The sequence below is a fragment of the Streptomyces sp. NPDC023157 genome (assembly GCF_055560575.1).
Genome location: NZ_JBVHIL010000003.1, coordinates 217,480 through 241,537 on the forward strand (window position 1 = coordinate 217,480; position 24,058 = coordinate 241,537).

Below are 24,058 nucleotides of genomic sequence, written 5' to 3' on the forward strand. Positions count from 1 at the left end.
GGGCCGGATCCGGAGCGGGGGTAGGGGGTGTCCGGACGTGGCGGCGCCCGCAACGAGCGAAGCGAAGTGAAGGTCGCAGTCCGGACACCCCCTACCCCCGCGGAGGTTCCGGCCCCCGCCGGACCACCGGCCGGTCACCCGACCAACCCCGCCGCCTCCTTCGCCGTGAGCCGGCCCCCCTCCCCGTAGTGGACGCGGTACGCCTCAGCGCCGAGGACCTCCCGCAGCGCCCCCTCCGCCCGCTCCCGCATCGAGGCCTCGGTCTGCGCCGTGTAGGGCCGGAACCCGGCACCCCCCAGCGCCCCACGGTGGGCGTCGTACGCGCCGAGCAGCCGGGCCCCGGCCTCCGGCGCGCCGCTCCCGGCCCGAGCCCAGGCGGCCGGCGCGAACTGGGCGACGACCAGATAGGGAGCGACGAGGTACGCGAGGGCCTCCATGTCCCGTACCGCGCGGGCGAGATGCTCCGTCGCCTGCTCGTACGCGCCGTCCTCACACGCCAGCCACCCGCGCAGCCCGCCGAGCATGCCCCGGAACAGACCAGGTGTGTCGTCGCCGAACTCGCCTTCCATCAGATCGAGTTGCCCGCGAGCGAGAGCGGTTCGACGGGTGTTCCCGTAGTGCTGGGCGAGCAGCAGACGCGCGGTGCTCACGGCCTCGGCCCCGGACTCCCCCGCCTCGTCGGCCGCTTCGGCGAGCATCCGTTCCGCGTCCGCCCACGCGACGGGGTCGTCGGCCACGGCCCGGGTGCGGAGGCGGACGGCGGCGAGGAGCGCCTTGAAGACGGGTACCTGGGAGTGGGCGCCGAGCCGCGCGGCGGCGTCCATGGCGCGGGCGAAGTCGGCGGCGGCCTCGGCGGAACGCCCGGCCCGCTCGTAGGTCTCCCCGCGTGCGGCGAGCGATTCGGCGATGCCCCAGGAGTCGCCGGCGGCCTCGAAGAGCCCCAGGGCCTCCTCGGCGTCGTCGAGCCGTTCGCCGAGCAGCTTGGCCCGCAGGAGCAGGTTGAAGGCGATGTCCCAGTCGTCGCCGTGTTCGCGGGCGCCGGCGACGATCGCGGCGAGGGTCTCGTCGAGGCTGCCGAAGCCGCCGGTCATGAGCCGTGCGAAGTACCACATCGCCCCGGGCTGGCGGCAGGTCTGCGGCAGTCCGGGCCGGTACGCGGCGACGACGGCCTCCAGGCGGGCACGGGTCTCGGGGCGCTCCAGCACGGCGCCGCCGTCGCCGCCCTCACCGCCTTCGGTGGCGAGGACGAGCAGCCGTCCGCCGCGGCGTGCCTCCCACAGCCGCTCCCCCGTCCAAGGCGGCGGGACGTCGAGGCACCGCCCGGCGAAGGGCTCGGCGTGCCGCACCGGCGCCAGGAACGGGTCGGGCCCGAGGCCGGCGGCGTCCCTGGTCCAGGTGCGGGAGTCGAACTGGTGGTTGCGCAGCTGCCAGAACCAGCTCATGGCGTGGACGAGGCACAGTGCTTCCTGTTCCTCCCCGAACCGCACGGCGGTACGGAGCGCGCCCCGGATGTTGCCGTGCTCCGTCTCGAACCGGTCGAGAGCGAACGCCTGCCGCGGCCCCCGGAGTTCGGGGTCGGTCAGCCGGGCGAGCTCCCGGTAGTACTCGAGGTGAAGCCGCTCGGTGACCTCCCGGTCCCCACCCTCGTCAAGCCGCTCCCCCGCATACTCGGCCACCGTCTCCAGCAACCGGTACCGCATCCCCCCAACCCCCTCGACAGCCACCACCAACGACTTGTCGACCAGCGCCCCCAACACACCCAACACATCCGGCACACCCACAGCGCCCACCGCACCCACCGCGCCCACGGCACCGAGCGAACCCGCCGAACCCGCAGCACCCACCGGCCCGCCGCCCCCGCACACCGCCTCGGCAGCCTCCAGATCACACCCACCCGTGAACACCGAAAGCCGCCGCAACACCACCCGCTCGGCCCCGTCCAACAGATCCCACGACCAGTCCACCACCGCCCGCAAAGTCTGCTGCCGCGGCAACACCGTCCGCGCCCCCGACGTCAACAACCGGAACCGGTCGTCCAACCGCTCCGCGATCTGCCCCGCCGACAACACCCGCAACCGAGCCGCCGCCAACTCCACCGCCAACGGCAGACCGTCCAACCGCCGAACGATCTCCTCAGCAGCCCCCCGCTCCTCCTCCACCCGGAACCCCGGCCGCACCGCGGCCCCCCGCTCACCGAACAACCGCACCGCCACACCCACCGGCAACGGCCCCAACGGCCGCACCACCTCCCCCGGCACCCCCAACGGCTCCCGACTCGTCGCCAGCACCGTCACCCCCGCACACCGCGCCAACAACACCTCCACCAACCCCGCCACCGCACCCACCACGTGCTCGCAGTTGTCCAGCACCAGCAGCATCCGGCGGCGGGCACAGTGCTCGACCAGGGTGGCGAGCGGGTCGCGGCCCATGGTCTCGGCGAGGGCGGGGCCGCTCCACAGCTGGGTCTCGCGGGCGCCGAGCGCGGTGAGCACGGCGGCGAGGACGGCGGACTCCTCCCGTACGGAGGCGAGTTCGACCACCCACACCTCGATCTCCCGGTCGCCCGGATCCGCCTCGACGCCGCGGGCGGCTTCCATGGCGAGCCGGGTCTTGCCGACGCCCCCGGGCCCGAGCAGGGTCACCAGACGAGACGACCGCAACTCCTGCCCCAACTGGCCCAGTTCCGTATCGCGCCCGAGGAACGAGGTGAGCGCGAGAGGCAGCGCGGGACGGGCCGCGACCGGCTCGCCCTGCGGCGCTCCCGCCAGCAACTCCCCGTACAGCTCCTTGAGTTCCGGCCCCGGGTCGGTGCCCAGGTGCGCGGCGAGGGCGGTACGGATGGTGTCGTACGCGGCGAGGGCCTCCGCCGGGCGGCCCGCGGCGCGCAGGGCGCGCAGGTGGAGGGCGTGCAGGGGTTCGTCGAGGGGGTGCTCGGCGATGAGCTCGGCCAGGGGGGCGAGCGCGTCCTGGGCGTGGCCGAGGGCGACGGCGGCGGCCAGCCGGTCGCGCCGGGCCCGGGTGCGGCGCCGTTCGGCCCGGAGGGCGAGGGGGTCGGTGGCGTGGTCGGGGAGGTCGGCGAGCGCGGGGCCCCGCCACAGGCCGAGGGCCTCGTCGAGGAGCTCGGCCGCCCGCTGGGGGCGGCCGGCGTCCAGCTCGCGGGCGGCGGCGTCGGCGTTCCGTTCGAAGCGGAAGTAATCGATGTCCTCGGGTGTCCGGACGGCGAGCCGGTAGCCGCCGGGTTCCGAGGCGACCGCGTCGGGCCCGAGGGCCCGACGGAGGCGCCCGACGAGGGCCTGGAGGGCGGCGAGGCGGTCGTCGGCCTCGCCCCCGCCCTCCCCCCACACCTGGGCGATCAGCGCGTCCGTGCGCACCGCGCGCCCGCCCGCCGCGGCCAGGGCGGTGAGGAGGGCCCGGAGCCGGGCGCCGTTCAGGGCGGCCTCACGGCCGTCGGTGCGGAGGGCCTGACCGGGACCGAGGATGCGATAGGACGGGTGCACCGGCCCATTCTGCCGAACCTCCGGAGATTCCCCCGCGCGGCGGTGTCGCCGCCATGGCGTCCGGGGGGTGCCGGTTCGACAATGGGGAGGATGACCGAAGACGAGCGCGACGCGCGCGGCGGCGAGATCGGGCCGACCGAGCGTCTCGCCATGAACCGTACCGGCAGCTTCGACTGGGATCTCGACACGGGCACCATCGATGTCGACGCCGCGGGGCTGCTGGTCTTCGGGGTCGCCGCGGACTCGTTCGACGGGCGGCCGGCGACGCTGGTGCGCGGGCTCGATCCGGAGGAGCGGTCCCGGCTGGACGCGGTGATCCGGCGGGCGATCACCAGCGGGGAGTCCTCGTACACCGCGCATGTGCGGCTGGAGCGGGCCGACGGTACACCCCAATGGACGCATGTGCAGGCGCGGATCCTGCGCCGGGACGGGCGGATGGCGTACCGGATCGTGGGGATCGTGCGGGATGCCACGGCGGAGGTGACGCATTCGGCGTTCCTGCTGGAGCTGGAGAAGCGCCGCGAGGTGCAGACGTCGATCGTGGAGCGGACGACGCAGGCGCTGTCGCGGGCGGTCACGGTGGACGACGTGACGGCGGCGCTCACCGGTCCCGGTGGGCTGGCGCGGCTGGGCGCGGAGGGTCTTGCCCTGGGTCTGGTGGAGAACGACTCGCTCAACATCATCGCGCTGTCTGGGGAGTCCTTGGAGGTGTTCGACGACTTCCGGCTCCGTCGCCTGGACGGGGGCCTGCCGATGGCGGACGCGGTGCTGAGCGGACGCCCGCGGTTCGTGTCCACGTTCGCGTCGCTGGGGCAGGACTTTCCGGAGCTGGCGCCGTACGTGAGCCGGATGCCGTTCAAGTCGGCCTGCTATCTGCCGCTGATCGCGCAGGCCCGCAAGCTGGGCGGGCTGGCGTTGTTCTACCGGCGGCGGAGCACGTTCAACGCGGACGAGCGCAATCTGCTGCTCGGCCTGGCGGCGATCGTGTCGCAGTCCTTGCAGCGGGCGATCCTGTTCGACGAGGAGCGGGAGCTGGCGACGGGGCTCCAGGCGACGATGCTGCCGCGCCGGATCCCGGTGATCACCGGCGGCGAGATCGCGGTGCGGTATCACGCGGCGTGGAGCGGGCGGCAGGTCGGCGGCGACTGGTACGACGTGATCCCGCTGCCGCGCGGGCGGGTCGGGGTCGTGGTGGGTGACGTCCAGGGCCATGACACGCACGCCGCCGCGATCATGGGGCAGCTGCGGATCGCGCTGCGGGCGTACGCGGGTGAGGGTCACGCCCCGTCGACGGTGCTGGCCCGTGCCTCGCGCTTTCTCGCCGAGCTGGACACGAATCGTTTCGCGACCTGTACGTACGCCCAGGTGGATCTGGCCGGGGGCACGGTGCGCGGGGTGCGGGCGGGGCATCTGGGGCCGTTGATCCGGCACACGGACGGGCGGGTGGGCCGGCCGAAGCTGCGGGGCGGGCTGCCGCTGGGGCTCGCGACGGCCTTCGGGGACGAGGAGTTCCCGGAGACCCGGCTCGACCTGGTGCCGGGCGAGACGCTGGTGCTGTACACGGACGGTCTGGTCGAGCAGCCGGGCACGGACATCGAGGACGGCCTGTCGGCGCTGGCCGAGGCGGTGGGCAGCGGCCCGCCGCAGGCGGAGGCGCTGGCCGACCACCTGTCCGAGCAGCTGTGGGAGCGCTGGGGTGCGGATGACGACGTGGCGTTGCTCGTGCTGCGGCGCAGTCCGGACCCGGGCACGCCGCGGGCGCCGCGCATCCATCAGTACATCCACCAGGCCGACCCGCAGGGCCTGTCGGACGCGCGGGCCGCGGTGGGCCAGGCGCTCGTGGACTGGGGCATGCCCGAACTCGCGGACGACGCGGAGCTGTTGACGGGCGAGCTGTTGGTGAACGTGCTGCTGCACACCGAGGGCGGCGCGGTCCTCACCCTGGAGGTGCTGCCGGAGCCGGTGCGGCGGGTCCGCCTGTCGGTGCAGGACCGGTCGAGCGCGTGGCCTCGGCGGCGTACTCCCGGCGAGGCGGCGACCTCGGGGCGGGGTCTGCTCCTCATGGACGCGCTGGCCTCGCGCTGGGGTGTGGAGCCGCGTGGCGAGGGCAAGGCGGTGTGGTGCGAGATCGGGCCCGCGTCCGCCGCGGGCCCGGCGGGCTGACCGGAGGAGGGTGCGGCCGATGGATCCGGTGGCGGCGCTGGAGCGGATCGCGTTCCTGCTGGAACGCTCGCAGGCACCCACGTACCGCGTCCGCGCGTTCCGTACGGCGTCGGCGGCGGTGACGGCGCTCGGCGCGGACGAGGTGGCGCGGCGGGCGGCGGCGGGGACCCTGGAGTCGGTGAAGGGCATCGGGCCGAAGACGGCCGCGGTCGTGCGCGAGGCGCTCGAAGGGCGGGTCCCCGCCTATCTGGAGCGCCTGGAGCGGGAGATCCCGATGCCGGAGGTGTCGGGCGGTGAGACGCTGCGGGCGGCGCTGCGGGGCGACTGCCATGTGCACTCGGACTGGTCGGACGGCGGCAGCACCATCGTGGACATGGGGCGCACGGCGGCCCGGATCGGGCACGAGTGGGCGGTGCTGACGGACCATTCGCCGAGCCTGAAGGTGGCGCGCGGCCTGTCCCCCGAGCGGCTGCGGGAGCAACTGGCGCTGGTGGAGCGGCTGAACGAGGAGTGGGCGCCGTTCCGGCTGCTCACCGGGATCGAGTGCGACATCCTGGAGGACGGCTCCCTCGACCAGGAGCCCGGGCTCCTGGACCGGCTGGACCTGGTGGTCGGTTCGGTGCATTCGAAGCTGCGGATGGAGTCGCGGGCGATGACCCGCCGGATGGAGAAGGCGGTCCGCAATCCCCTGATGGACGTCCTCGGGCACTGCACGGGCCGGCTGGTGAGCGGCGGGCGGCTGCGGCCCGAGTCGGAGTTCGACGCGGAGCGCGTCTTCGCCGCGTGTGCCGAGGCGGGCACGGCGGTGGAGATCAACAGCCGCCCCGAGCGCCGCGATCCGCCGAGCCGGCTGCTGCGGCTCGCGGTGGCGGCCGGGGTGTACTTCGCGGTGGACACGGACGCCCACGCGCCGGGGCAGCTGGAGTGGCAGATCCTGGGCTGCGCGCGGGCGGAGGAGTGCGGGGTGCCGGTGGAGCGGGTGATCAACACGTGGTCGGCGGAGCGGTTGCTCGACTGGACGCGGGGTCTGCCCGCCCCGTCGTAGGGGGCCGGGCGCGATGACAGGTAGCCGGATGCCGGACCTGCCACCGCCCCGAGTGGGCCGTCAGGCGGAGGTGACCGCCCCGGCTCCTAGTACGACAGGTCCTTCTGCTCCGCGATCAGGCGGCCGGCGATGTGCAGGTTCCCCTCGGAGTCGAGGATCCCGATGATCTTCTTCGTGGAGCCGATGTGGGTCGTGAAGAAGATCTTGTCCCCGTCCTGGTTGGAGGAGAAGTTCGAGTTCACCGACAGCTCGATGCTGACCGGCGAACTGATGAGGATGTCCTGCGACTTCGGGTTGACGTGGTTCTGCCGTAATGCGATACGGGCGTGGGTGTCGCCCTCGTTCCAGTCCGTCGCCACTCCGAGATCGATGTCCGTCATGAGGCTTCCTTCCCGTTCCGGCGGGCGCGTCCTCGGGACGCGTCCGCACTCCAGTGAATGAGCCGTCCCGGCCGGGCTTTTGGAGCATCGTCCGACCGCGTGAGGACTCTACGCAGCACCGGTCGCCGGACGGCACCCGTCCGGCGAAGTTCATCGGCCTACATGGGCAGATGCCTGCTTTTTGGCTAAATCAGCGTAGATGGAGACCGAAAAGCGGGGCACGTGCCTCCCGCCCGGGCGGGAGGCACGTGCCCCCCCGGGGTCAGCCGCGCTGCCAGACCGTGGTCGCGTTGCAGAACTCGCGGATGCCGTGGCCGGAGAGCTCGCGGCCGTAGCCGGAGCGCTTCACGCCGCCGAAGGGCAGGGCGGGGTGGGAGGCGGTCATGCCGTTGACGAAGACGCCGCCGGCCTCCAGGTCGCGTACGAAGAAGGCGACGTCCTCGTCCTTGCGGGTCCACACGTTCGAACTGAGGCCGAAGGGCGAGTCGTTGGCGACGGCGACGGCCTCCTCGATGTCGGCGACGGGGTAGAGGGTGGCGACGGGGCCGAAGGTCTCCTCGCGGTGGATGCGCATCTCCGGGGTGATGCCGGTGAGGACGGTCGGCCGGTAGTACCAGCCGCGGGGCCGGTCCTCGGGGCGGCCCGCCCCGCACAGCACGGTGACGCCCCGGCGTACGGCGTCGTCGACGAGGGTCTCCAGGTCGGTGCGGCCCTGTTCGGTGGCGAGGGGGCCGACGTCGGTGTCCTCGTCGAGGGGGTCGCCGACGGTGAGGGCGTTCATGGCGGCGGTGAAGCGTTCGGCGAAGTCGTCGTAGACGTCCCGGTGGACGATGAACCGCTTGGCCGCGATGCAGGACTGCCCGTTGTTCTGTACGCGGGCGGTGACGGCGGTCTTGACGGCGCGCGGGACGTCGGCGGAGGGCATGACGATGTACGGGTCGCTGCCGCCCAGCTCCAGGACGGTCTTCTTCACCTCGTCGCCGGCGATGGCGGCGACGGAGCGGCCGGCCGGTTCGCTGCCGGTGAGGGTAGCGGCGGCGACCCGCGGGTCGCGCAGGACGCCCTCGACGGCGCCCGAGCCGATGAGCAGGGTCTGGAAGCAGCCTTCGGGGAAGCCGGCCCGGCGGAACAGTCCGCCGAGGTAGAGGGCGGTCTGGGGGACGTTGGAGGCGTGCTTGAGGAGCCCGGTGTTGCCGGCCATCAGCGCGGGCGCGGCGAACCGGATCACCTGCCAGAGCGGGAAGTTCCACGGCATGACGGCGAGGACCGGGCCGAGCGGCCGGTAGTGGACCCGGGCCGTGTCGGCGCCCGCGTCCTGGACGTCGTGTTCGTCGGGGTGCTCGTCGGCGAGCAGGGCCTCGGCGTGTTCGGCGTACCAGCGCATCGTCTTGGCGCACTTGGCCGCCTCGGCGCGGGCGGCGGCGATCGGCTTGCCCATCTCCGTGGTCATGGTGCGGGCGATGTCCTCGGTGTCCTCGTCGAGGAGGGCGGCGGCGGCCCGCATCAGGCGGGCCCGCTCCGCGAAGGGGGTGGTGCGGTACTGGCGGTACGTCTCGTGGGCGGCGTCGATCCGGCGTTCGATCTCGGCGGGCCCGTGGGCCTCGTAGGTGCGCAGCGTCTCGCCGGTCGCCGGGTTCACGGTGGCGATGCCCATGTCGTCTCCTCCTGGCCTCCGCCCCCATCCGGAAACCTTTCGCGCCCGGGCCCCGGGCGCAATCGGGGCGGGGCGGTGGGGTGACACGCCCGGGTGCGGGGGCGTCGGTCAGCCGCCCGCGACCCAGTGCAGGGCGCCCGCCAGGTGGGCGCGGAAGGCGGGGTCCGCGTAGGCCTCCGGGGCGTGGCCGAGAGCCGTGAACAGGAAGCGGCCGCCGCCAGGGCCGGTCTCGCGGGACCACACGAGGGGGTGGTCGGCGCCGAGGGTGCCGCCCCGGTAGGCGGTCTCGTCGGCGCGGGCGAGCACGCGGACGCCGGTGGCCCGGGGGTTGGAGGTGAAGTTGTACCACTCGTCGGTCCACTCCCAGCGGGCCGGCAGGCGGTCCGTCGCCGGGTGGCCGGGGGCGTCCACGCAGACGGCGCCCGGCTGGGGCTCGGGGTGGCCGTCGAAGCGGGTGCCGAGCAGTTCGCCGTAGAAGGGCCAGTCGGGTTCGGCGTTGGCCGCGGCGTGCACGGCGAGGAGCCCGCCGCCGCCGCGTACGTACGCTTCGAGGGCGGCGCGGCCCGCGTCGGTGAGCACGGTGCCGGTGGTCGACAGGAGGACGACGGCGGCGCAGCGGGCCAGGCGGTCGGGGGTGAAGGCGCCGGGGTCCTCGGTGGTCTCGGCAGGGCGGCCCGCGGCGGCGGCGAGCTCGGCGAGCGCCGCGGCTCCGGCGGGGATCGAGTCGTGGCGGTAGCCGGCGGTACGGGTGTAGACGAGGACGTCCTTGGTGTCGCTCACGCTGCTCCTGTGTGTGCCGCGCTCATCAGTAAGCGCTTTCTATCCGAGGGCCGGGTGCGACGGTAGCCAGCCGGTCAGCGCGCCGCAAGGTGCGGGGGGGCTCGGGAGGCGACGCTCAGACCGGGCGGGTGCAGGACGCCAACAGCGGGGCCAGGAAGTCCCGTTCGAGCGTGCCCGGCGGCAGGGCGGCCGGTTCGACATAGCTCTGCGCGAGACCGCCCTCGCGCAGGGCCACGACCATCCGGGCGAACCGGTCGGCGTCCACGGTCAGTTCGCGTCCGGACCGGCGCAGGACGAGCTCGATCGCGCGCGCGATCTCGGCGCGCAGCCGGGCGTCGTGCCGGGCGAGCACCCAGGCCGCCTGCGGGTCGCGGATGGCGTGCAGGGTGAACTCCGTGCTGACCAGGTACCAGTCGCGCTCGTCCGGCTCCACCCGGGAGGCCAGTTCCGCGACCTGTTCCAGGGTGTAGTCGTCGGGCCCGAGCGCGTCGACCGACTCGGCGAGGCGGCGCACGATGTGCTCGCTGTGCTCGTCGAAGAGGGCGAGGAACAGCTCTTCCTTGCTGGCGAAGTTCGAGTAGTACGCGCCGCGCGTGTATCCGGCGCGCTCGCAGATCTGCTCGATCGACGCGGCGTGGAACCCGTGCTCGGCGAAGATCTCCAGGGCCGCCTTCAGAAGGGCCGCGCGGGTACGCGGCCGGCGCCCGGTGACACCCTTCGGCACGGTCCCTCCTCCTTGTTCCCGTCCTCGTTCCCGCACGTCGTCCGCCCTGTCCGAAGGGGTGGCGGGGCGACCACCATACCGGCGGCCAGCCCGGGCACGGACCGGCGTCCGACGTTAAGATGCGGACATGGGAGAGCGGCCCGTCGCGCCCGCCGCGCCCGAGCTGGTCCTGGAGATCGGCGGGGACGCGACCGTGATGAACCCGAGCCGCGTCTATCGCATCGGACGCGACCCCACCAGTGACTTCGTCCTGGCCGACGCCAGGGCGTCGTGGCACCACGCCGTACTGAGGGCGGCCGGCGGCCGGTGGACCGTCGAGGACGAGGACAGCACGAACGGCACGTTCGCCGACGAACGGCGGGTGCATGTGAGCTCCGTCGGCCCCGGCACGGTGATCCGCTTCGGGCATCCGTCGGACGGGCCGGTGGCGGTGCTGTCGGCGGCGGCGCGGCAGGCCGTGCCCGCTCGCCCGTCCTCCGTCTCGTATCCCGCCCTTACGGGGACCTTCCGGCAGCCGACCTCGGTGCGGCCGCTGCCCGAGCGCGGTGTCCGGATCGGGCGGGCGCCCGACAACGACCTGGTGGTCGACGACCTGACGGTCTCCCGGCGGCACGCGGAGCTGGTGGCGGCGCCGGACGGCACGTACTGGATCCATGACCTCGGCAGCCACAACGGCACCTTCCTGAACGGCAGCCCCGTCGACCGGGCCCGGGTGACGGCCGAGGACATCGTCGGCATCGGGCACCGCGCGTTCTGCCTCATCGGCGGCGACCTCGTCGAGTTCACCGACACCGGCGAGATCTCCCTCGACGTGACGCGACTCGCCGTCACCGTCGACCACGGCCGCAAGACCCTCCTCGACGACGTGTCGTTCCCCGTCGGGCAGAAGTGCCTGCTGGCCGTCGTCGGCCCGTCCGGCGCGGGCAAGTCCACGCTGCTCGGGGCGCTCACCGGGCAGCGGCCCGCCGACCGGGGCACCGTCCTCTACGACGGCCGCGACCTCTACCGGGACTACGCGGAGCTGCGCCAGCGCATCGGCCTCGTCCCGCAGGACGACATCCTGCACCTCCAGCTCACCGTGCGCCGGGCCCTCTCGTACGCCGCCGAGCTGCGCTTCCCCGAGGACACGGCGGCGGACGAGCGGCGCGCGCGGGTGGACGAGGTGATCGGGGAGCTGGGCCTGGTCGAGCGGGCGGGGCAGCCCATCCACAGCCTCTCCGGAGGGCAGCGCAAGCGGGTCAGCGTGGCCCTGGAGCTGCTCACCAAGCCCTCGCTGCTCTTCCTGGACGAGCCGACCTCCGGGCTCGACCCGGGCATGGACCGTTCGGTGATGCACATGCTGCGCGGCCTCGCCGACGACGGGCGCACCGTCATCGTCGTCACGCACAGCGTGCTGAGCCTGGACGTCTGCGACCGGCTGCTCGTCCTCGCGCCGGGCGGCCGGGTCGCCTACTACGGCCCGCCCGAGGACGCGCTGGGGTTCTTCGGCTTCGACCAGTGGCCGGAGGCGTTCGAGGCCTTCGAGAACGACCGGGACCGCGACTGGGCCGGCCGGTACCGCGCCTCGCGCTTCCACCGGCAGTACATCGACGAGGCCATGGTGCGGCCCGGACCCGCCGCCCCCGGCGCTCCGGCCGCCCCCGCGCCGCCGCCGAAGGCCCAGAGCTGGTGGTCGCAGCTGCGGACCCTCGTACGCCGCTACACGGCCGCGCTCTCCGCCGACCGGACCTTCCTCGCCATCATGATCGCGCTGCCGTTCGTCATGGGCGCGATGGCGCGGGCGCTCTCGGAGGGCAGCCTCGGCCCCGAGTCGACGCTGAACGTCCTCCTGATCCTGTGCGTCGGCGGTGTGCTCACCGGTGCCGCGAACGCGGTGCGGGAGCTCGTCAAGGAACGCACGATCTACCGCAGGGAGCGAGCCGTCGGGCTGTCGCGCTCGGCCTACCTCATGTCCAAGGTCGTGGTCCTCGGGGCGATCACGATCGTCCAGGCGGTGGTGCTGACGCTGGTCGCGCTGATCGGCGTGCCGCTGAACGTGCCGGACGGCAAGGGGGTGCTGATGCCCCCGCTCGTGGAGCTCACCCTGGCCGTCGCCCTGCTCGCCTTCACCGCGATGATGCTCGGCCTCTTCGTCTCCGCCCTGGTGCGCAAGGAGGAGGTGACGATGCCGCTGCTCGTCCTCCTGGCCATCGTGCAGGTGGTGTTCTGCGGAGCCCTCCTGAACGTGCGGGGGACGCCGGTCCTGGAGCAGCTGGCCTGGCTGGTGCCGTCCCGCTGGGCGTTCGCGGCGATGGGGGCGACCATCGACATCGGGGCCGTCGCGCCGAGCGAGAAGACGGCGGACCCGCTGATGAACCACACCGTGGGCGCCTGGCTCTTCGACATGGGGATGCTGGTGGTGCTCTGCGTCGTCCTCGGCTTCGTCGTCGCCCGGCTGCTGCGCCGGCACGAGCCGGTCGTCATGCGGAGGTAGCGTGCCGTGAACAGCGTCGTACCGGATTCCGACTACGCGTACGTGCCCGACTTCCGGCCCACGCACGTGGTGCCCCGCGACGGGCTGCCCTCGTGGGAGTCGCCCGATCCGGGACTGCCGACCGCCCCGCTCGACGCGTTCCTGCCGGTGCGGCTCGTGGACCGGATCGGCGACTGGGGGCGCGTCCTGTGCTCCAACGGCTGGTCGGCCTGGGTCGACGCCCGCCTCCTCGTCTCCGTACCCGACGATCCGCCCGCCGCCGGCGGCCCGCTCACCCGCACCGCGGATCCCCGGCCGCTGATCGCCCGCGCGGAGGACGCCCTGGGCCGCTACCGGCGGGCGGCGGAGGAGCTGGCCGGCGGGCGCGCGGACGGCGAGACGTTCCGGCGGCGCACACGCGGGCTGCGGGTGGGGATGGTCGTCGACGGCGAGTCGCTGTGGCTGTACGACGCCGAGCACGAGCGGTGGCTCTACTGCGACGGGACCGGCCTGAGCACGTACGCGGCCTCCTCGGGGCCCTCGGTGGCGGCGCCGGGGGCGGGGTCGGGCGGCGGGGTGTCGGTGGCTGCGCCTGTGCCTCTGCCTGTCCCTGTGCCTGTGCCTGAGCCGTCTGAGCCGTCTGGGGCGGGCGGGGCGGATGCGGCCGAGGGGACCGACGGATCGGGCGGGCCGCAGTCGCCTCGGACTCCTCAGACACCTCAGTCGCCGCTGACTCCGGTGGCTCCGCACGCGCCGACCCAGATCGTGCCCCGGCTCGACTCCGGCCCTCCCGACCCGGCGCAGCGCACCTGGGTGGTGGGACGGCCGGATGGACCGGACGGATCAGATGAACCGGACGGACCGGATGGAGCGGACGGACCCGACGCATCTGACGGATCTGACGGATCTGACGGACCGGGTGAAGGCCGATGACGGACCCGGACATGCCGCCGGACACTCCCCCGGACACACCGCCGGACAGCCCTCCCGGCGGCCCCACGGACACCGCGCCCGGCGCGGTCCCCGATCCGGGCGGCTACGCCGAGTTGCCGGTCGGCCGCGACTCGGGGCTCATCGGCAAGCGGATCGCGGGCTACCGGGTCGAGGAGGAGATCGGGCGCGGCGGCATGGCGGTGGTCTACCGGGCCCATGACCTGAACCTGGAGCGGACCGTGGCGCTGAAGCTGCTCGCTCCGGAGCTGGCCCGCGACGACACCTTCCGCAGGCGTTTCGCGCACGAGTCGCGGGTGGCGGCGGCGATCGACCACCCGCACATCGTGCCGGTCTTCGAGGCGGGCGAGACGGAGGGCCTGCTGTACATCGCGATGCGGTACGTGCCGGGGCAGGACCTGCGGGCCCTGGAGGACCGCGAGGGCGCGCTGGACCCGGTGACGACGGGCCGGATCGCGATCCAGGTGGCGTCCGCCCTGGACGCGGCGCACGCCCACGACCTGGTGCACCGGGACGTGAAGCCGGGCAACATCCTGGTGGCCGAGGGCACCGACCGGGACCACCCGGAGCACGTGTACCTGACCGACTTCGGCCTGACGAAGAAGTCGCTGTCCCTGACCGGGTTCACGACGGTGGGGCAGTTCGTCGGCACGCTGGATTACGTCGCGCCCGAGCAGATCTCCGGCAAGCCGGTGGACGGGCGTTGCGACGTCTACAGCCTGGGCTGCGTCGTCTTCGAGATGCTGACCGGGGTGGTGCCGTTCCGCAGGGACGACGACATCGCGGTGCTGTGGGCGCAGCAGTACGATCCGCCGCCTCCGCTGTCGGAGGTGCGGGACGGGCTGCCGGAGGCGGCGGACACGGTGCTCGCGAAGGCGCTGGCGAAGGCGCCGGAGGAGCGGTACGGGACGTGCCTGGAGTTCGTGACCGAGTTGCGGGCGGCGCTGGAGCGGGGGACGCGCGCGAAGGAGCCGGCGCGCGAGACCGGCGGGGGCGGGCGGCCGGCGCAGGGCCCGCCGCCGGAGCCGCCGGCGTGGGCGCGGCCGGTGTTCCGGCGGATCGGCGACGCGTTCGAGCGGTGAGGTCCGGCGGCTTCAGGGCCTAAGCGCCTCGGGCCTTCGTCGAGGCGGCAGCCCTTCGACGAGGCGGCGGCCCTTCGTCGTGGCGGCAGCCCTTCGCCGTGGCGTCAGGGCTTCGCCGGCGGGTCGGCCTCGCCGCGGCGGCGGACGGGGCTCGCGAGGAGGCCGCCGAGGAGGCCGGCGACGAGGCCCCAGAGCAGGGCGAAGCCGACGGTCCGCCAGATGTTCGGGCGGAGCACGACCTCGCCGCCGAGGGACTCCAGCTCGCCGATGCCGAGGATGGAGAGGCCGAACCGCGCTTCGACGAGGGTGAGCGGGGCGATGACGAGCATCGTGAGGGCGAAGGCGATCCCGAGGTGGAGGGAGTGCTGCCAGAGCCGTGTGCGCGCCGGGGAGCGTACGGCCGCCACGAAGGCGGCGGCGAGGACCAGGACGGCCGCGATCGGCAGCAGCCACCAGGCGCGCGCGTCGTAGGAGGCGAGGCTGGACAGGTCGACGGTGGACAGGTCCTTGCCGCCGTTCCCGCCGCGCAGCACGTCGTCGAGGATCTGCGGCATGGGCAGCCCGAACGGGCCGTCGACACGGCCCTCGTAGGAGCCGCCGATGCCGACGCCGAGCGCGAGCCAGCTGACGTTGGGCAGGCCGAGCAGGAGCACGGCGAGCGTCTGGGCGGCGTGGCCCTTGGTCGCGGCGACGACGAGGCCGATCACGAGGCCGATCACCACGTACGCGAGGACGAGCAGGAGCATCGCGGAAGCGGCGGGCCGGACGGCCGCGTGGTGGCGGACGAGCCGGGTCGGCAGCGGGGTGCGGCGGGAGACGAGGAGGGCGACGAGGAGGACGCCGAGGATCCACAGCAGGCCGTAGAAGAGCGTGGGGCCGAGGTCGGTGCGGAAGCCCACCGAGGGGTTCACGGCGTCCAGGAGTTCGCTGAAGAGGTCGCCGAGGGTCCCGCTGTCCTGGGAGGTGCCGCCGCCGATGCTGATCGGGAAGTCGTGCCGGGCGAGGGCGGAGAGGCCCGCGAGCGCGGCCAGCCAGATCAGGACGGTCGGCACGGCGAGGGACAGCAGGTCGCGGGTGCGGGCGACGGCGTGGTGGCGCAGTGGGCGCAGGAAGCAGAAGCCGGTGACGAGTGCGCCCACCAGGGTGACGGTGAGCGGCATGGCCGTGAGCTCGGCCTGGGTGCCGGCGAGGTCGCCGGCGTCCCCTGCGAGGCCGACCTGTCCGCCCGCGGCCATGACGACCACCGCGGCGAGGACGGCGACGAAGGCGCCCGCGCCGCCCGGGAGGTCCGCGGCGCCCGCGGCCCACAGCCCGAGGCCGGCGACGACGCCCATCGCCAGGAGACCGGCGACGACCGCCAGGAGGGCCAGGGCCACGTCACGGGCGAGCTGCCCCGTGGGGCGTTCCGCGGCGTACGGGCTGGGTGGGGTGGGGAGCCGGTTGCTCACCTCGCCCACGCTAGTGCCGGCGGGCGCCGTCCGCTTGCGGGCGGCACCCGGTCGGCGCACACAATGGGCGCGGAACGGAAGAAAGGGAAAAACGTGACTTCCCACCCGCCGTCCGGCACCCCCTCGGTCCCCCCTGCCGGCCCGCCCTCAGGACCCCTCTCGGGCCCGACCACGCGCCCCGGGCAGGCCGTACCCCCACCGCCTCCGGGCCCGCCGCACGACGGCGGGGGCGGGGGCGGCGGCTCCGGCGGAGGGGGTGGTCCGGGCGGAGGCGCGGGCGGCTCCCGAGGCGGCGGGTCCGGTGACTCCGGCGCCGGCGGTACGGGCGGAGGCGCGGCCGGTGGTGGCGGCGGGGGCGACCGGGGCCCGTGGTGGCGCTCGGTACCGAAGGTCGCCTCGATCACCGCCGTCCTGGTGGCCGCCATCGCGCTGGTCGTGGTCCTCACCCGCGGCGACAGCGGCGGTGGCAAGAACGAGGCGGGCGGCGGGGGTGGCGGTGAGGTGTTCCTGCAGAACACCTCCGCGTCCGGCCCCGACCCGTTCACCCAGTCGACGGCCCGCACGACCGGCGCCTCCATGTCGCCCGTTCCGCTGCCCAACGGGACCGGTACCGACACCAACGTCACGCGCAGCGTGTCGGGTTCGGCCCCGGGCCTGTACGGCGGTACGCACCGGACGGCGAGCTGCGACGTCGAGCGGCAGATCCGCTTCCTGGCGGACGAGCCCCCGAAGAACGCGGCCTTCGCGAAGGTCGTCGGCATCTCGGCCAACGAGGTTCCGAGCTATCTGCGGTCCCTGACCTCGCTTCAGCTGCGGGTGGACACCCGCGTCACCAACCACGGCTTCCGGGACGGCTCCGCGACGCAGTTCCAGTCCGTGCTCCAGGCCGGCACCGCCGTCCTGGTCGACGACCACGGGGTGCCCCGGGTGCGGTGCGCCTGCGGCAACCCGCTGACGCCGCCGGTCGCGCAGTCGGCGCCGAAGGCGGTCGGCCCGGTCTGGCCCGGCTACCGGGCGAGCAACACGGTGGTCGTGCAGCCGTCGGTGACGGTCATCAACATCTTCGTGATCTACGACCCGCACGACGACCGCTGGATCGCGCGGAAGCCGGGCGACACCGGCCGCCACGACCAGCACACGACACCCCCGCCGCCCCCGACACCCACCCCGTCGAGGTCCACGTCCACGTCTCCGTCGACGTCCACCTCTCCGAGCTCCCCGGTGCCGTGCGTGACGGTCACGGGCACGCAGACGCCGACCCCGCGCCACGGCGTGACGCCGTCGCCCTGCCCGTCGACCCTGTCGCCGCCCCCGTCGTCCCCCGCCTCGTCGCCACCGTCGTCGCCGCCCTCGTCACCGCCCTCGTCGCCACCGTCCTCACCGCCGTCTTCACCGCCGCCGTCCTCGGCCTCCGCCCCGGGGTCCTCACCGGTGTCGCAGTCGCCCCCGGCGTCCTCGGCTTCGGTATCGACCTCCGCCTCGATCCCCGGTCCCGCCTCGATCTCCGGGTCGACCTCGCCGGCCGTGCCGGGCGCGCCCGGTCCTCAGCCGATCGTCTGAGGGGGCGCCGGGGTCGCCCACGGCGCCACGACGCCGGTACGGGCGTGCCGCCGCAGGAGGCGGGCCTCGCCCCGGCGCACCACCGGGCCGGGCACCACGAGGACGGGCCGCCCGGCCCGTGCGAGGACGGCCCGGAGCACCGGCCTGCGGCGCGGCCCGCCGAGCCGGCCACGGCCGGTGGTCGTGCCGAGGACGAGCAGGTCTCCGGGGCGGTCGGCCGCCCGGCACAGCGCGTCCGCCGGGGCGTCCCGCACGATCCGGCGCTCCACGGCCGGCCCGCCGGGGACGGCCCCGAGGCCGTCCTCGAAGGCCCGTGTGAGCCTGGCCCTGGCCTCGTCGGCCCACAGGCGCGCCCAGGCCCGGTCGGGGGTGCGGGCGTACGCCGCCTCTCCCTCCGGGGGCTCCCAGGCCAGCACCGCCAGTAGTTCGGAGCCGTCGCGGTGGGCGAGGGCGGTGGCCTGGCGCAGGGCAGCGAGCGAGGCGAGCGAGCCGCTCACGCCGACGACGATCCTGCTCATGCCGGCTCGCAGGGGCGCGGACGGGAGCGGGGCCGGGCGGCGGCGACGGGCGCGGGGGCGGGCTGGGGGTGCCGTGCGCCGCAGCGAGGGGATCCACGACTGGATCCAATATCCAATGCCCCATGTCTCGGCGATCCGCTGCTCCGCCCGCCGCTGCCACGCCCTCTCGTCCCGGTCCGTGAAGTGTCCGGACATGGTGCGCTCCTCTCCCCCAGTGACTCCTGGGCTACTCCCCTGGCCTGAAACCCACAGGCCACTTGACCGGAGTCTGTAGCCTTATTGGCCTGGACAGCAGAGCCAATGGAGAGTGATTGGCATGGCAGAGGGTCGAGTGGTCCGTTCCGTGGTCACCGTCGCGGACCGCGTGTTGAGCGGCCGGCAGTTGGCGGCGCTGCTCACGCCGCCGCCGGAGGGGCGTTTCGGCTACCGGGAACTGGCCCGGGCGGTGCGCGAGACGCTGCTCGACGGGCGGGTGGCGCTGCGGATGCGGCTGCCCGCCGAGCGCGAGCTCGCGACGGCGCTCGGGGTCAGCCGGACCACCGTGACGTCCGCGTACGACCTGCTCCGGGAGAGCGGGTACGCGCACAGCCGCCAGGGCGCGGGGACCTGGACGGCGCTCCCCGAGGGGCAGTCGCCGATCGGCCCCGCCGCGATCCACGGCGACACCGGGGCCGTGATCGACTTCGCGCTCGCCGCGCCCGAGGCGCCCGCGGGCCTGCTCGCCGAGGCGCTGGCCGTCGCCTCCGCCGAGCTGCCCCGCTACGCGAGGACCCAGGGCTACCACCCGTACGGGCTGCCCGAACTGCGCGCCGCGATCGCCGACCGGTACTCCGCCCGCGGGCTGCCGACCCGGCCGGAGCAGATCCTGGTGACGACCGGCGCCCAGCAGGCCCTGGCGCTGGCCCTCGCGCTGCTCGGCGGGCCCGGCGACCGGGTGCTCGCGGAGAACCCCTCGTACACCAACGCCCTGGACGCCATGCGCAACCACCGGCTGCGGATCACCCCGGTGCCGGTCACCGAGGCGGGCTGGGACAGCGGTCTGATCGACGCGGCGCTGCGGCAGACCGCGCCGCGGCTCGCCTATCTGATCCCCGACTTCCACAACCCGACCGGCCGGCTGATGCCGGAGGAGCAGCGCCGTGAGGTGGCCGCGGCGGCGCGGGCCACCGGGACCTGGCTGATCGTGGACGAGACGCTCGCCGACATCGCCCTGGACGTGCCGGCGCCGCGCCCGTTCGCGGCCTCCGCCGGGCCGGGCACGGGTGAGCAGATCATCAGCGTGGGCTCGCTCAGCAAGAGCTGCTGGGGCGGGCTGCGGGTCGGCTGGGTGCGGGCGTCCTCGCGGATGGTGACGGAGCTGGCCCGGGTGAGGATCACGCACGACCTGTCGGGTTCCGTCCTGGACCAGCTGGTCTCCGTGGCGCTGATGGACCGGATCGACCCGCTGCTCCCGGGCCGCGCGGCAGAGCTGCGGCGGCGCAGGGAGGCGCTCGTGGACGCGCTCGCCCGGCATGTGCCGGAGTGGCGGTGGACGCTTCCGCCGGGTGGTCTGTGCCTCTGGATCGACCTGGGCCGCCCGATCGCCTCGCAGCTCGCGGCGCGGGCCCTGGGGCACGGGATCCGGGTCGAGGGCGGCGCCCGGTTCGGGGTGGACCCCGGCACCCACGAGCACCGGCTGCGCATCCCGTACACGCTGCCGAGCGAGGTGTACGAGACGGCGGCCGAGCGGCTCGCGGCGGCGCTGGCGGGCGCCCCGGCGCGGATCTCCGAGCCGGGCCTGCCGCAGTGGGTGGCCTGACCCTCCCCGAAGCCGCGACGTCCCGGGGGGCACGACACCCGCGTGCCCGCATGCCCGCATGCCCGCACGCCCGCACGCCCGATAATCGGATGCCCGGGGCAACGGGCGGTGTGTACGGTCCCAGGGTGGAACCTCTGACCGACAAACAGATCCGCGCGTCCTTCGTGAACTGCACGAAGGGCGACGCGGCCCGGATGAAGACGCCGCTCGACTTCGCCGAGCTGCCCTGGCCCGATCTCGACTTCCTCGGCTGGGTCGACCCGGGCGCGCCGCTGCGCGCCCATCTCGTCGTCCCGCGCCCGGACGGCCCGGTCGGCATCACCCTGCGGGTGCCCGCGGTGGGCCGTACGAGCGCCGTGAAGTCGAGCATGTGCCAGATCTGCCTGACCGCGCACGCCTCCTCCGGCGTCACCCTGCTGGCCGCGCCACTCGCGGGCAGCCGCGGCCGGGAGGGCAACACGATCGGCACGTACGTCTGCGCCGACCTGGCCTGCCCGCTCTACGTGCGGGGCAGGCTGGAGCCGCGACTGCGCGGCATCCGGCAGGAGGAGTCCCTGAGCGTGGCGGAGCGGGTCGACCGGATGATGCGCAACCTGCACGCCTTCGTGGACCGGGTGACGGCGGGCTAGGAGCGGCCCTGGCGGCTAGGACGGGCCCTGGCGCCCGGCGGTCAGCGGAAGGCCTGCTCGCCGGTGAGCGCCTTGCCGATGACCAGGGCGTGCACCTCGCTGGTGCCCTCGTAGGTGAGGACCGACTCCAGGTTGTTGGCGTGGCGCAGCACCGGGTACTCCAGGGTGATGCCGTTGGCGCCGAGGATGGTGCGGCACTCGCGGGCGATCGCGATGGCCTCGCGGACGTTGTTCAGCTTGCCGACGCTGATCTGCTCGGGGGTCAGCTCGCCCGCGTCCTTGAGGCGGCCGAGGTGCAGGGCGAGCAGCATGCCCTTGCCGAGTTCCAGGGACATGTCGGCCAGCTTGGCCTGGGTCAGCTGGTACGAGGAGAGCGGGCGGGCGAAGACGGTGCGGTCGCCGGCGTAGGAGATCGCGGTCTCCAGGCAGTCGCGGGCCGCGCCGAGCGCGCCGAAGACGATGCCGAACCGGGCCTCGTTCAGACAGCCGAGGGGGCCGGAGAGGCCGCGGGCCTCGGGCAGCATCGCGTCGGCCGGCAGGCGCACGTCGTCCATGACCAGCTCGCTGGTGACGCTGGCGCGCAGGGAGAGCTTCCGCTTGATCTCGGGCGCGCTGAATCCGGGGGTGTCGGTGGGGACGACGAAGCCGCGGACGCCGTCCTCGGTACGGGCCCAGACGACGGCCACGTCGGCGACGGAGCCGTTGGTGATCCACATCTTGGTGCCGTTGAGCACCCAGTCCGATCCGTCGCGCTTGGCGTGGGTGCGCATGGCGCCGGGGTCGGAGCCGGCGTCCGGCTCGGTGAGGCCGAAGCAGCCGATGTACTCGCCGGCGGCCATCCCGGGCAGCCAGTGCTGCTTCTGCTCCTCGGAGCCGAACTTCCAGATGGCGTACATGGCGAGCGAGCCCTGGACGGAGACGAGCGAGCGCAGTCCGGAGTCGACCGCCTCCAGCTCCATGCAGGCCAGGCCGTACGCGACGGAGTTGGTGCCCGCGCAGCCGTAGCCCTCCAGGTGCATGCCGAGGACGCCGAGTCCGCCGAGGGTGCGGGCGAGTTCGCGGGCGGGGATGGCGCCCTCGTCGAACCAGCCGGCCACGTGCGGGCGCAGATCGCGGTCCGCGGCGGCCCGGACGGTGCGGCGGATCTCGCGCTCCTCGTCGGTCAGCAGTCCGTCGATCGCGAGCAGATCGAGGGGGTGGACGGGCGCGGACTGCGACGAACGCGACGGCTGCGGCGACGACTTCACGGAAGGCCTCCTGGCGACTGTGGCAACTCGGCGTGGCGCAGCCTAGCCCCAGATTGGATATTGGATCCAGTCTTGAATATCCGATATCCGCTGCGTACCGTCCGGGGACATCCCGATCGCCGACGAAGGAGAGCGGAATGCCCACGGAACAGCCGGAGACGCTCCCTCCCGGCGCCTTGTCCGGAATCGTCGTCGCCGACTTCGGCCGGGTGCTCGCCGGGCCGTACATGACGATGCTCCTCGCGGACCTCGGGGCCGAGGTCGTGAAGATCGAGCGGCCGGGCACCGGCGACGACACCCGCGCGTGGGGCCCGCCGTTCGCCGACGGACAGGCCACCTACTTCCTCGGCGTGAACCGCAACAAGCGTTCCGTCACGCTCGATCTGACCGATCCCGCCGGCCTGGCGGCGGCCCGCGCGATCGTCGACCGCGCCGACGTCCTCGTGGAGAACTTCCGCCCCGGCACGATGGACCGGCTCGGCCTCGGCTACGAGGAGGTGCGGGCCTCCAACCCGGGACTCGTCTACTGCTCGGTGACCGGCTTCGGCACGGCGGAGGGCGCCCACCTGCCCGGCTACGACCTGCTCGTCCAGGCCATGGGCGGCCTCATGAGCGTCACCGGCGAACCCGGCGGCACCGGCACCAAGGCGGGCGTCGCCCTCGTCGACGTGATCACCGGTCTGCACGCGGGCCTCGGCGTCCTCGCCGCCCTGCGGCACCGCGAACGCACCGGCGAGGGCCAGCGGGTGCAGGTCTCGCTGCTCACCTCGCTGCTCTCCGCGCTCACCAACCAGGCCGCCGCGCACCTCGCCGCCGGCGTCGTCCCGCGCGCCATGGGCAACCGGCACCCGAGCATCGCCCCGTACGAGGAGTTCCGGGCGAGCGACCGCCCGCTGGTCCTGGCCGTGGGCAACGACCGGCAGTTCCGCGTGCTGTGCGAGCGGATCGGGCGCCCCGGCCTCGCCGACGACCCCCGGTTCGCCACCAACACCGCCCGCGTCGCCCATCGCGAGGCCCTGGTCGAGGAGCTCGCCGGACCGCTGGCACGGCGCACCGCCGACGAGTGGTTCGAGGAGCTGACGGGCGCCGGAGTGCCCTGCGGTCCCATCAACGACCTGGAGGCCGCGTTCGCCCTCGCCGACCGCCTGGGCCTCGCTCCGCGCGTCCCGGCCGGGGCGGCGGGCCCCGGACAGGTCGCCCACCCGATCACGCTCGGGGCGACCCCCGCCGCCTACCGCACCGCTCCCCCGCGCCTGGGCCAGCACACCGACGAACTGCTGGCAGAACTCGCCCGGCCCGAGGCCTGACCGGGTGCGCGGGCGGGCGCCCGGGTTGTCCACAGGCCTCGGCAGGCGGCACACGGTCCGTAGCAAGATGCAGGATGTACGGCGAACCCCGAGCGAAAGGTCACGACGATGAGCAGCGTGGTGGAGAAGCGGCGGCCACCGACCGCCCAGCAGTTCGTCCTGGCCGAGCTGCGACGTGCCATCACCTCCGGGGAGTTGCGGCCGGGCGGCGCGATCCGGCAGGAGACCCTGGCGGCGCGGCTGGACGTCAGCCGGGTCCCGCTGCGCGAGGCCCTGAAGGCCCTTGAGGCCGAGGGCCTGGTGGTGCACCACGTCCACCGGGGCTACTTCGTGGCCGAGCTGTCCCTGGAGGACCTGGAGGAGATCTACCGGATCCGGCGGCTCCTGGAGACGGAGGCCGTGCGCACCGCGGCGCACCGCATGCCGGAGGGCACGCTCGACGCCCTGGAGGACATCCAGCGGGAGGTCGAGCGGGCGGCCGACGCCGGGGACGTCACGGCGATGGCCCAGGCCAACCGGAGCTTCCACTTCACGCTGATCGAGGCCTCCGGCATGCCCCGCCTGGTGCGCCTCATCGGCACCCTCTGGGACGCGACCGACGCCTACCGCTCGCTCTACTACGCCGAGGACACCCACCGGGAGCAGGCCGTCCACGAGCACCGCGGGGTGCTGTCGGCGCTGGCCGAAGGCGACGCCGACGCGACGGTGCGGTGGCTGGACGAGCACCGGGACCACGCGGTCGCCGCACTGCGCGCGGTGCTCGCCCCGGAGTGAGCCGGCCCCGCGTCACGGGCCGGACCGCGCGGGTGCGCCGCCAGGTTCC

At 74.2% G+C, this 24,058-nt stretch carries 18 protein-coding genes; 10 read left to right on the plus strand and 8 right to left on the minus strand.

Going from position 1 to position 24,058, the window contains the following annotated elements:
* Positions 1-134: 134 nt before the first annotated feature.
* Positions 135-3,497: an AfsR/SARP family transcriptional regulator gene (locus ACZ3ZE_RS12235; RefSeq protein WP_467258787.1), complete on the minus strand. Its 3,363-nt coding sequence runs from the start codon at positions 3,495-3,497 to the stop codon at positions 135-137.
* A gap of 90 nt (positions 3,498-3,587) precedes the next feature.
* On the opposite strand from ACZ3ZE_RS12235, the gene ACZ3ZE_RS12240 reads away from it, so the two are divergent.
* A complete protein-coding gene (locus ACZ3ZE_RS12240; protein ID WP_361167129.1) occupies positions 3,588-5,660 on the plus strand; it encodes a SpoIIE family protein phosphatase in 2,073 nt (690 codons plus the stop codon).
* 19 nt (positions 5,661-5,679) lie between these two features.
* Positions 5,680-6,705, plus strand: a complete 1,026-nt coding sequence (locus tag ACZ3ZE_RS12245) for a PHP domain-containing protein (RefSeq protein ID WP_361629147.1) — start codon at positions 5,680-5,682, stop codon at positions 6,703-6,705.
* Positions 6,706-6,791: 86 nt separating this feature from the next.
* Here the strand turns inward: ACZ3ZE_RS12245 and ACZ3ZE_RS12250 are convergent, their stop codons facing one another.
* From ACZ3ZE_RS12250 to ACZ3ZE_RS12265, 4 genes are all read right to left on the minus strand, one after another.
* A complete protein-coding gene (locus ACZ3ZE_RS12250; RefSeq protein ID WP_361167123.1) occupies positions 6,792-7,085 on the minus strand; it encodes a DUF6342 family protein in 294 nt (97 codons plus the stop codon).
* A 262-nt stretch (positions 7,086-7,347) separates the two neighbouring features.
* Positions 7,348-8,739 (minus strand): NADP-dependent succinic semialdehyde dehydrogenase, encoded by a 1,392-nt coding sequence (locus ACZ3ZE_RS12255; RefSeq protein ID WP_361167120.1) that lies wholly within the window; start codon positions 8,737-8,739, stop codon positions 7,348-7,350.
* 108 nt (positions 8,740-8,847) lie between these two features.
* A complete protein-coding gene (locus ACZ3ZE_RS12260; protein WP_361167117.1) occupies positions 8,848-9,519 on the minus strand; it encodes a ThuA domain-containing protein in 672 nt (223 codons plus the stop codon).
* A gap of 115 nt (positions 9,520-9,634) precedes the next feature.
* A complete protein-coding gene (locus ACZ3ZE_RS12265) occupies positions 9,635-10,243 on the minus strand; it encodes a TetR/AcrR family transcriptional regulator (RefSeq protein ID WP_361629153.1) in 609 nt (202 codons plus the stop codon).
* A gap of 127 nt (positions 10,244-10,370) precedes the next feature.
* Here ACZ3ZE_RS12265 and ACZ3ZE_RS12270 point away from each other — a divergent pair, with 127 nt between their 5' ends.
* Genes ACZ3ZE_RS12270 through ACZ3ZE_RS12280 form a run of 3 tightly spaced genes read left to right on the plus strand, consistent with a single transcriptional unit; the run spans position 10,371 to position 14,728 of the window.
* Positions 10,371-12,716: an FHA domain-containing protein gene (locus tag ACZ3ZE_RS12270; protein ID WP_361629156.1), complete on the plus strand. Its 2,346-nt coding sequence runs from the start codon at positions 10,371-10,373 to the stop codon at positions 12,714-12,716.
* Positions 12,717-12,722: 6 nt separating this feature from the next.
* Positions 12,723-13,628 (plus strand): hypothetical protein, encoded by a 906-nt coding sequence (locus tag ACZ3ZE_RS12275; RefSeq protein WP_467258790.1) that lies wholly within the window; start codon positions 12,723-12,725, stop codon positions 13,626-13,628.
* Positions 13,625-14,728, plus strand: a complete 1,104-nt coding sequence (locus ACZ3ZE_RS12280; RefSeq protein WP_361167108.1) for a serine/threonine-protein kinase — start codon at positions 13,625-13,627, stop codon at positions 14,726-14,728. Before ACZ3ZE_RS12275 ends, ACZ3ZE_RS12280 begins: the two co-directional genes overlap by 4 nt.
* Positions 14,729-14,832: 104 nt before the next feature.
* On the opposite strand, the gene ACZ3ZE_RS12285 is transcribed toward ACZ3ZE_RS12280, so the two are convergent.
* Positions 14,833-16,185 carry a streptophobe family protein gene (locus ACZ3ZE_RS12285; RefSeq protein ID WP_363293315.1) on the minus strand — a complete coding sequence of 451 codons (1,353 nt, stop codon included), beginning with the start codon at positions 16,183-16,185 and terminating at the stop codon, positions 14,833-14,835.
* Positions 16,186-16,269: 84 nt separating this feature from the next.
* Here ACZ3ZE_RS12285 and ACZ3ZE_RS12290 point away from each other — a divergent pair, with 84 nt between their 5' ends.
* A complete protein-coding gene (locus ACZ3ZE_RS12290) occupies positions 16,270-17,736 on the plus strand; it encodes a DUF6777 domain-containing protein (protein WP_467258793.1) in 1,467 nt (488 codons plus the stop codon).
* On the opposite strand, the gene ACZ3ZE_RS12295 is transcribed toward ACZ3ZE_RS12290, so the two are convergent.
* Complete coding sequence (locus ACZ3ZE_RS12295) at positions 17,721-18,449, minus strand: universal stress protein (protein ID WP_467258796.1); 729 nt, start codon at positions 18,447-18,449, stop codon at positions 17,721-17,723. The genes ACZ3ZE_RS12290 and ACZ3ZE_RS12295 overlap by 16 nt on opposite strands.
* A gap of 121 nt (positions 18,450-18,570) precedes the next feature.
* Here ACZ3ZE_RS12295 and yczR point away from each other — a divergent pair, with 121 nt between their 5' ends.
* Entirely contained in the window at positions 18,571-20,052 is a 1,482-nt protein-coding gene (gene yczR / locus ACZ3ZE_RS12300) for a MocR-like transcription factor YczR (protein ID WP_363293311.1), read from the plus strand.
* A 125-nt stretch (positions 20,053-20,177) separates the two neighbouring features.
* Positions 20,178-20,681, plus strand: coding sequence for an FBP domain-containing protein (locus tag ACZ3ZE_RS12305; RefSeq protein WP_361167091.1), 504 nt, complete (start codon positions 20,178-20,180; stop codon positions 20,679-20,681).
* 41 nt (positions 20,682-20,722) lie between these two features.
* Here the strand turns inward: ACZ3ZE_RS12305 and ACZ3ZE_RS12310 are convergent, their stop codons facing one another.
* Positions 20,723-21,928, minus strand: a complete 1,206-nt coding sequence (locus ACZ3ZE_RS12310; RefSeq protein ID WP_467258799.1) for an acyl-CoA dehydrogenase family protein — start codon at positions 21,926-21,928, stop codon at positions 20,723-20,725.
* A gap of 137 nt (positions 21,929-22,065) precedes the next feature.
* Between ACZ3ZE_RS12310 and ACZ3ZE_RS12315 the strand changes: the two genes are divergently transcribed.
* Positions 22,066-23,235 (plus strand): CaiB/BaiF CoA transferase family protein, encoded by a 1,170-nt coding sequence (locus ACZ3ZE_RS12315; protein ID WP_361167085.1) that lies wholly within the window; start codon positions 22,066-22,068, stop codon positions 23,233-23,235.
* Between the two features lie 108 nt (positions 23,236-23,343).
* Complete coding sequence (locus tag ACZ3ZE_RS12320; RefSeq protein ID WP_361167082.1) at positions 23,344-24,009, plus strand: GntR family transcriptional regulator; 666 nt, start codon at positions 23,344-23,346, stop codon at positions 24,007-24,009.
* Positions 24,010-24,058: the final 49 nt, after the last annotated feature.

Coding starts and splice junctions, on each gene's coding strand:
- ACZ3ZE_RS12240 (WP_361167129.1), top strand. CDS start 3,588: ATGACCGAAGACGAGCGCGACGCGCGCGGCGGCGAGATCGGGCCGACC.
- ACZ3ZE_RS12245 (WP_361629147.1), top strand. CDS start 5,680: ATGGATCCGGTGGCGGCGCTGGAGCGGATCGCGTTCCTGCTGGAACGC.
- ACZ3ZE_RS12250 (WP_361167123.1), bottom strand. CDS start 7,085: ATGACGGACATCGATCTCGGAGTGGCGACGGACTGGAACGAGGGCGAC.
- ACZ3ZE_RS12255 (WP_361167120.1), bottom strand. CDS start 8,739: ATGGGCATCGCCACCGTGAACCCGGCGACCGGCGAGACGCTGCGCACC.
- ACZ3ZE_RS12270 (WP_361629156.1), top strand. CDS start 10,371: ATGGGAGAGCGGCCCGTCGCGCCCGCCGCGCCCGAGCTGGTCCTGGAG.
- ACZ3ZE_RS12280 (WP_361167108.1), top strand. CDS start 13,625: ATGACGGACCCGGACATGCCGCCGGACACTCCCCCGGACACACCGCCG.
- ACZ3ZE_RS12295 (WP_467258796.1), bottom strand. CDS start 18,449: ATGTCCGGACACTTCACGGACCGGGACGAGAGGGCGTGGCAGCGGCGG.
- yczR (WP_363293311.1), top strand. CDS start 18,571: ATGGCAGAGGGTCGAGTGGTCCGTTCCGTGGTCACCGTCGCGGACCGC.
- ACZ3ZE_RS12315 (WP_361167085.1), top strand. CDS start 22,066: ATGCCCACGGAACAGCCGGAGACGCTCCCTCCCGGCGCCTTGTCCGGA.
- ACZ3ZE_RS12320 (WP_361167082.1), top strand. CDS start 23,344: ATGAGCAGCGTGGTGGAGAAGCGGCGGCCACCGACCGCCCAGCAGTTC.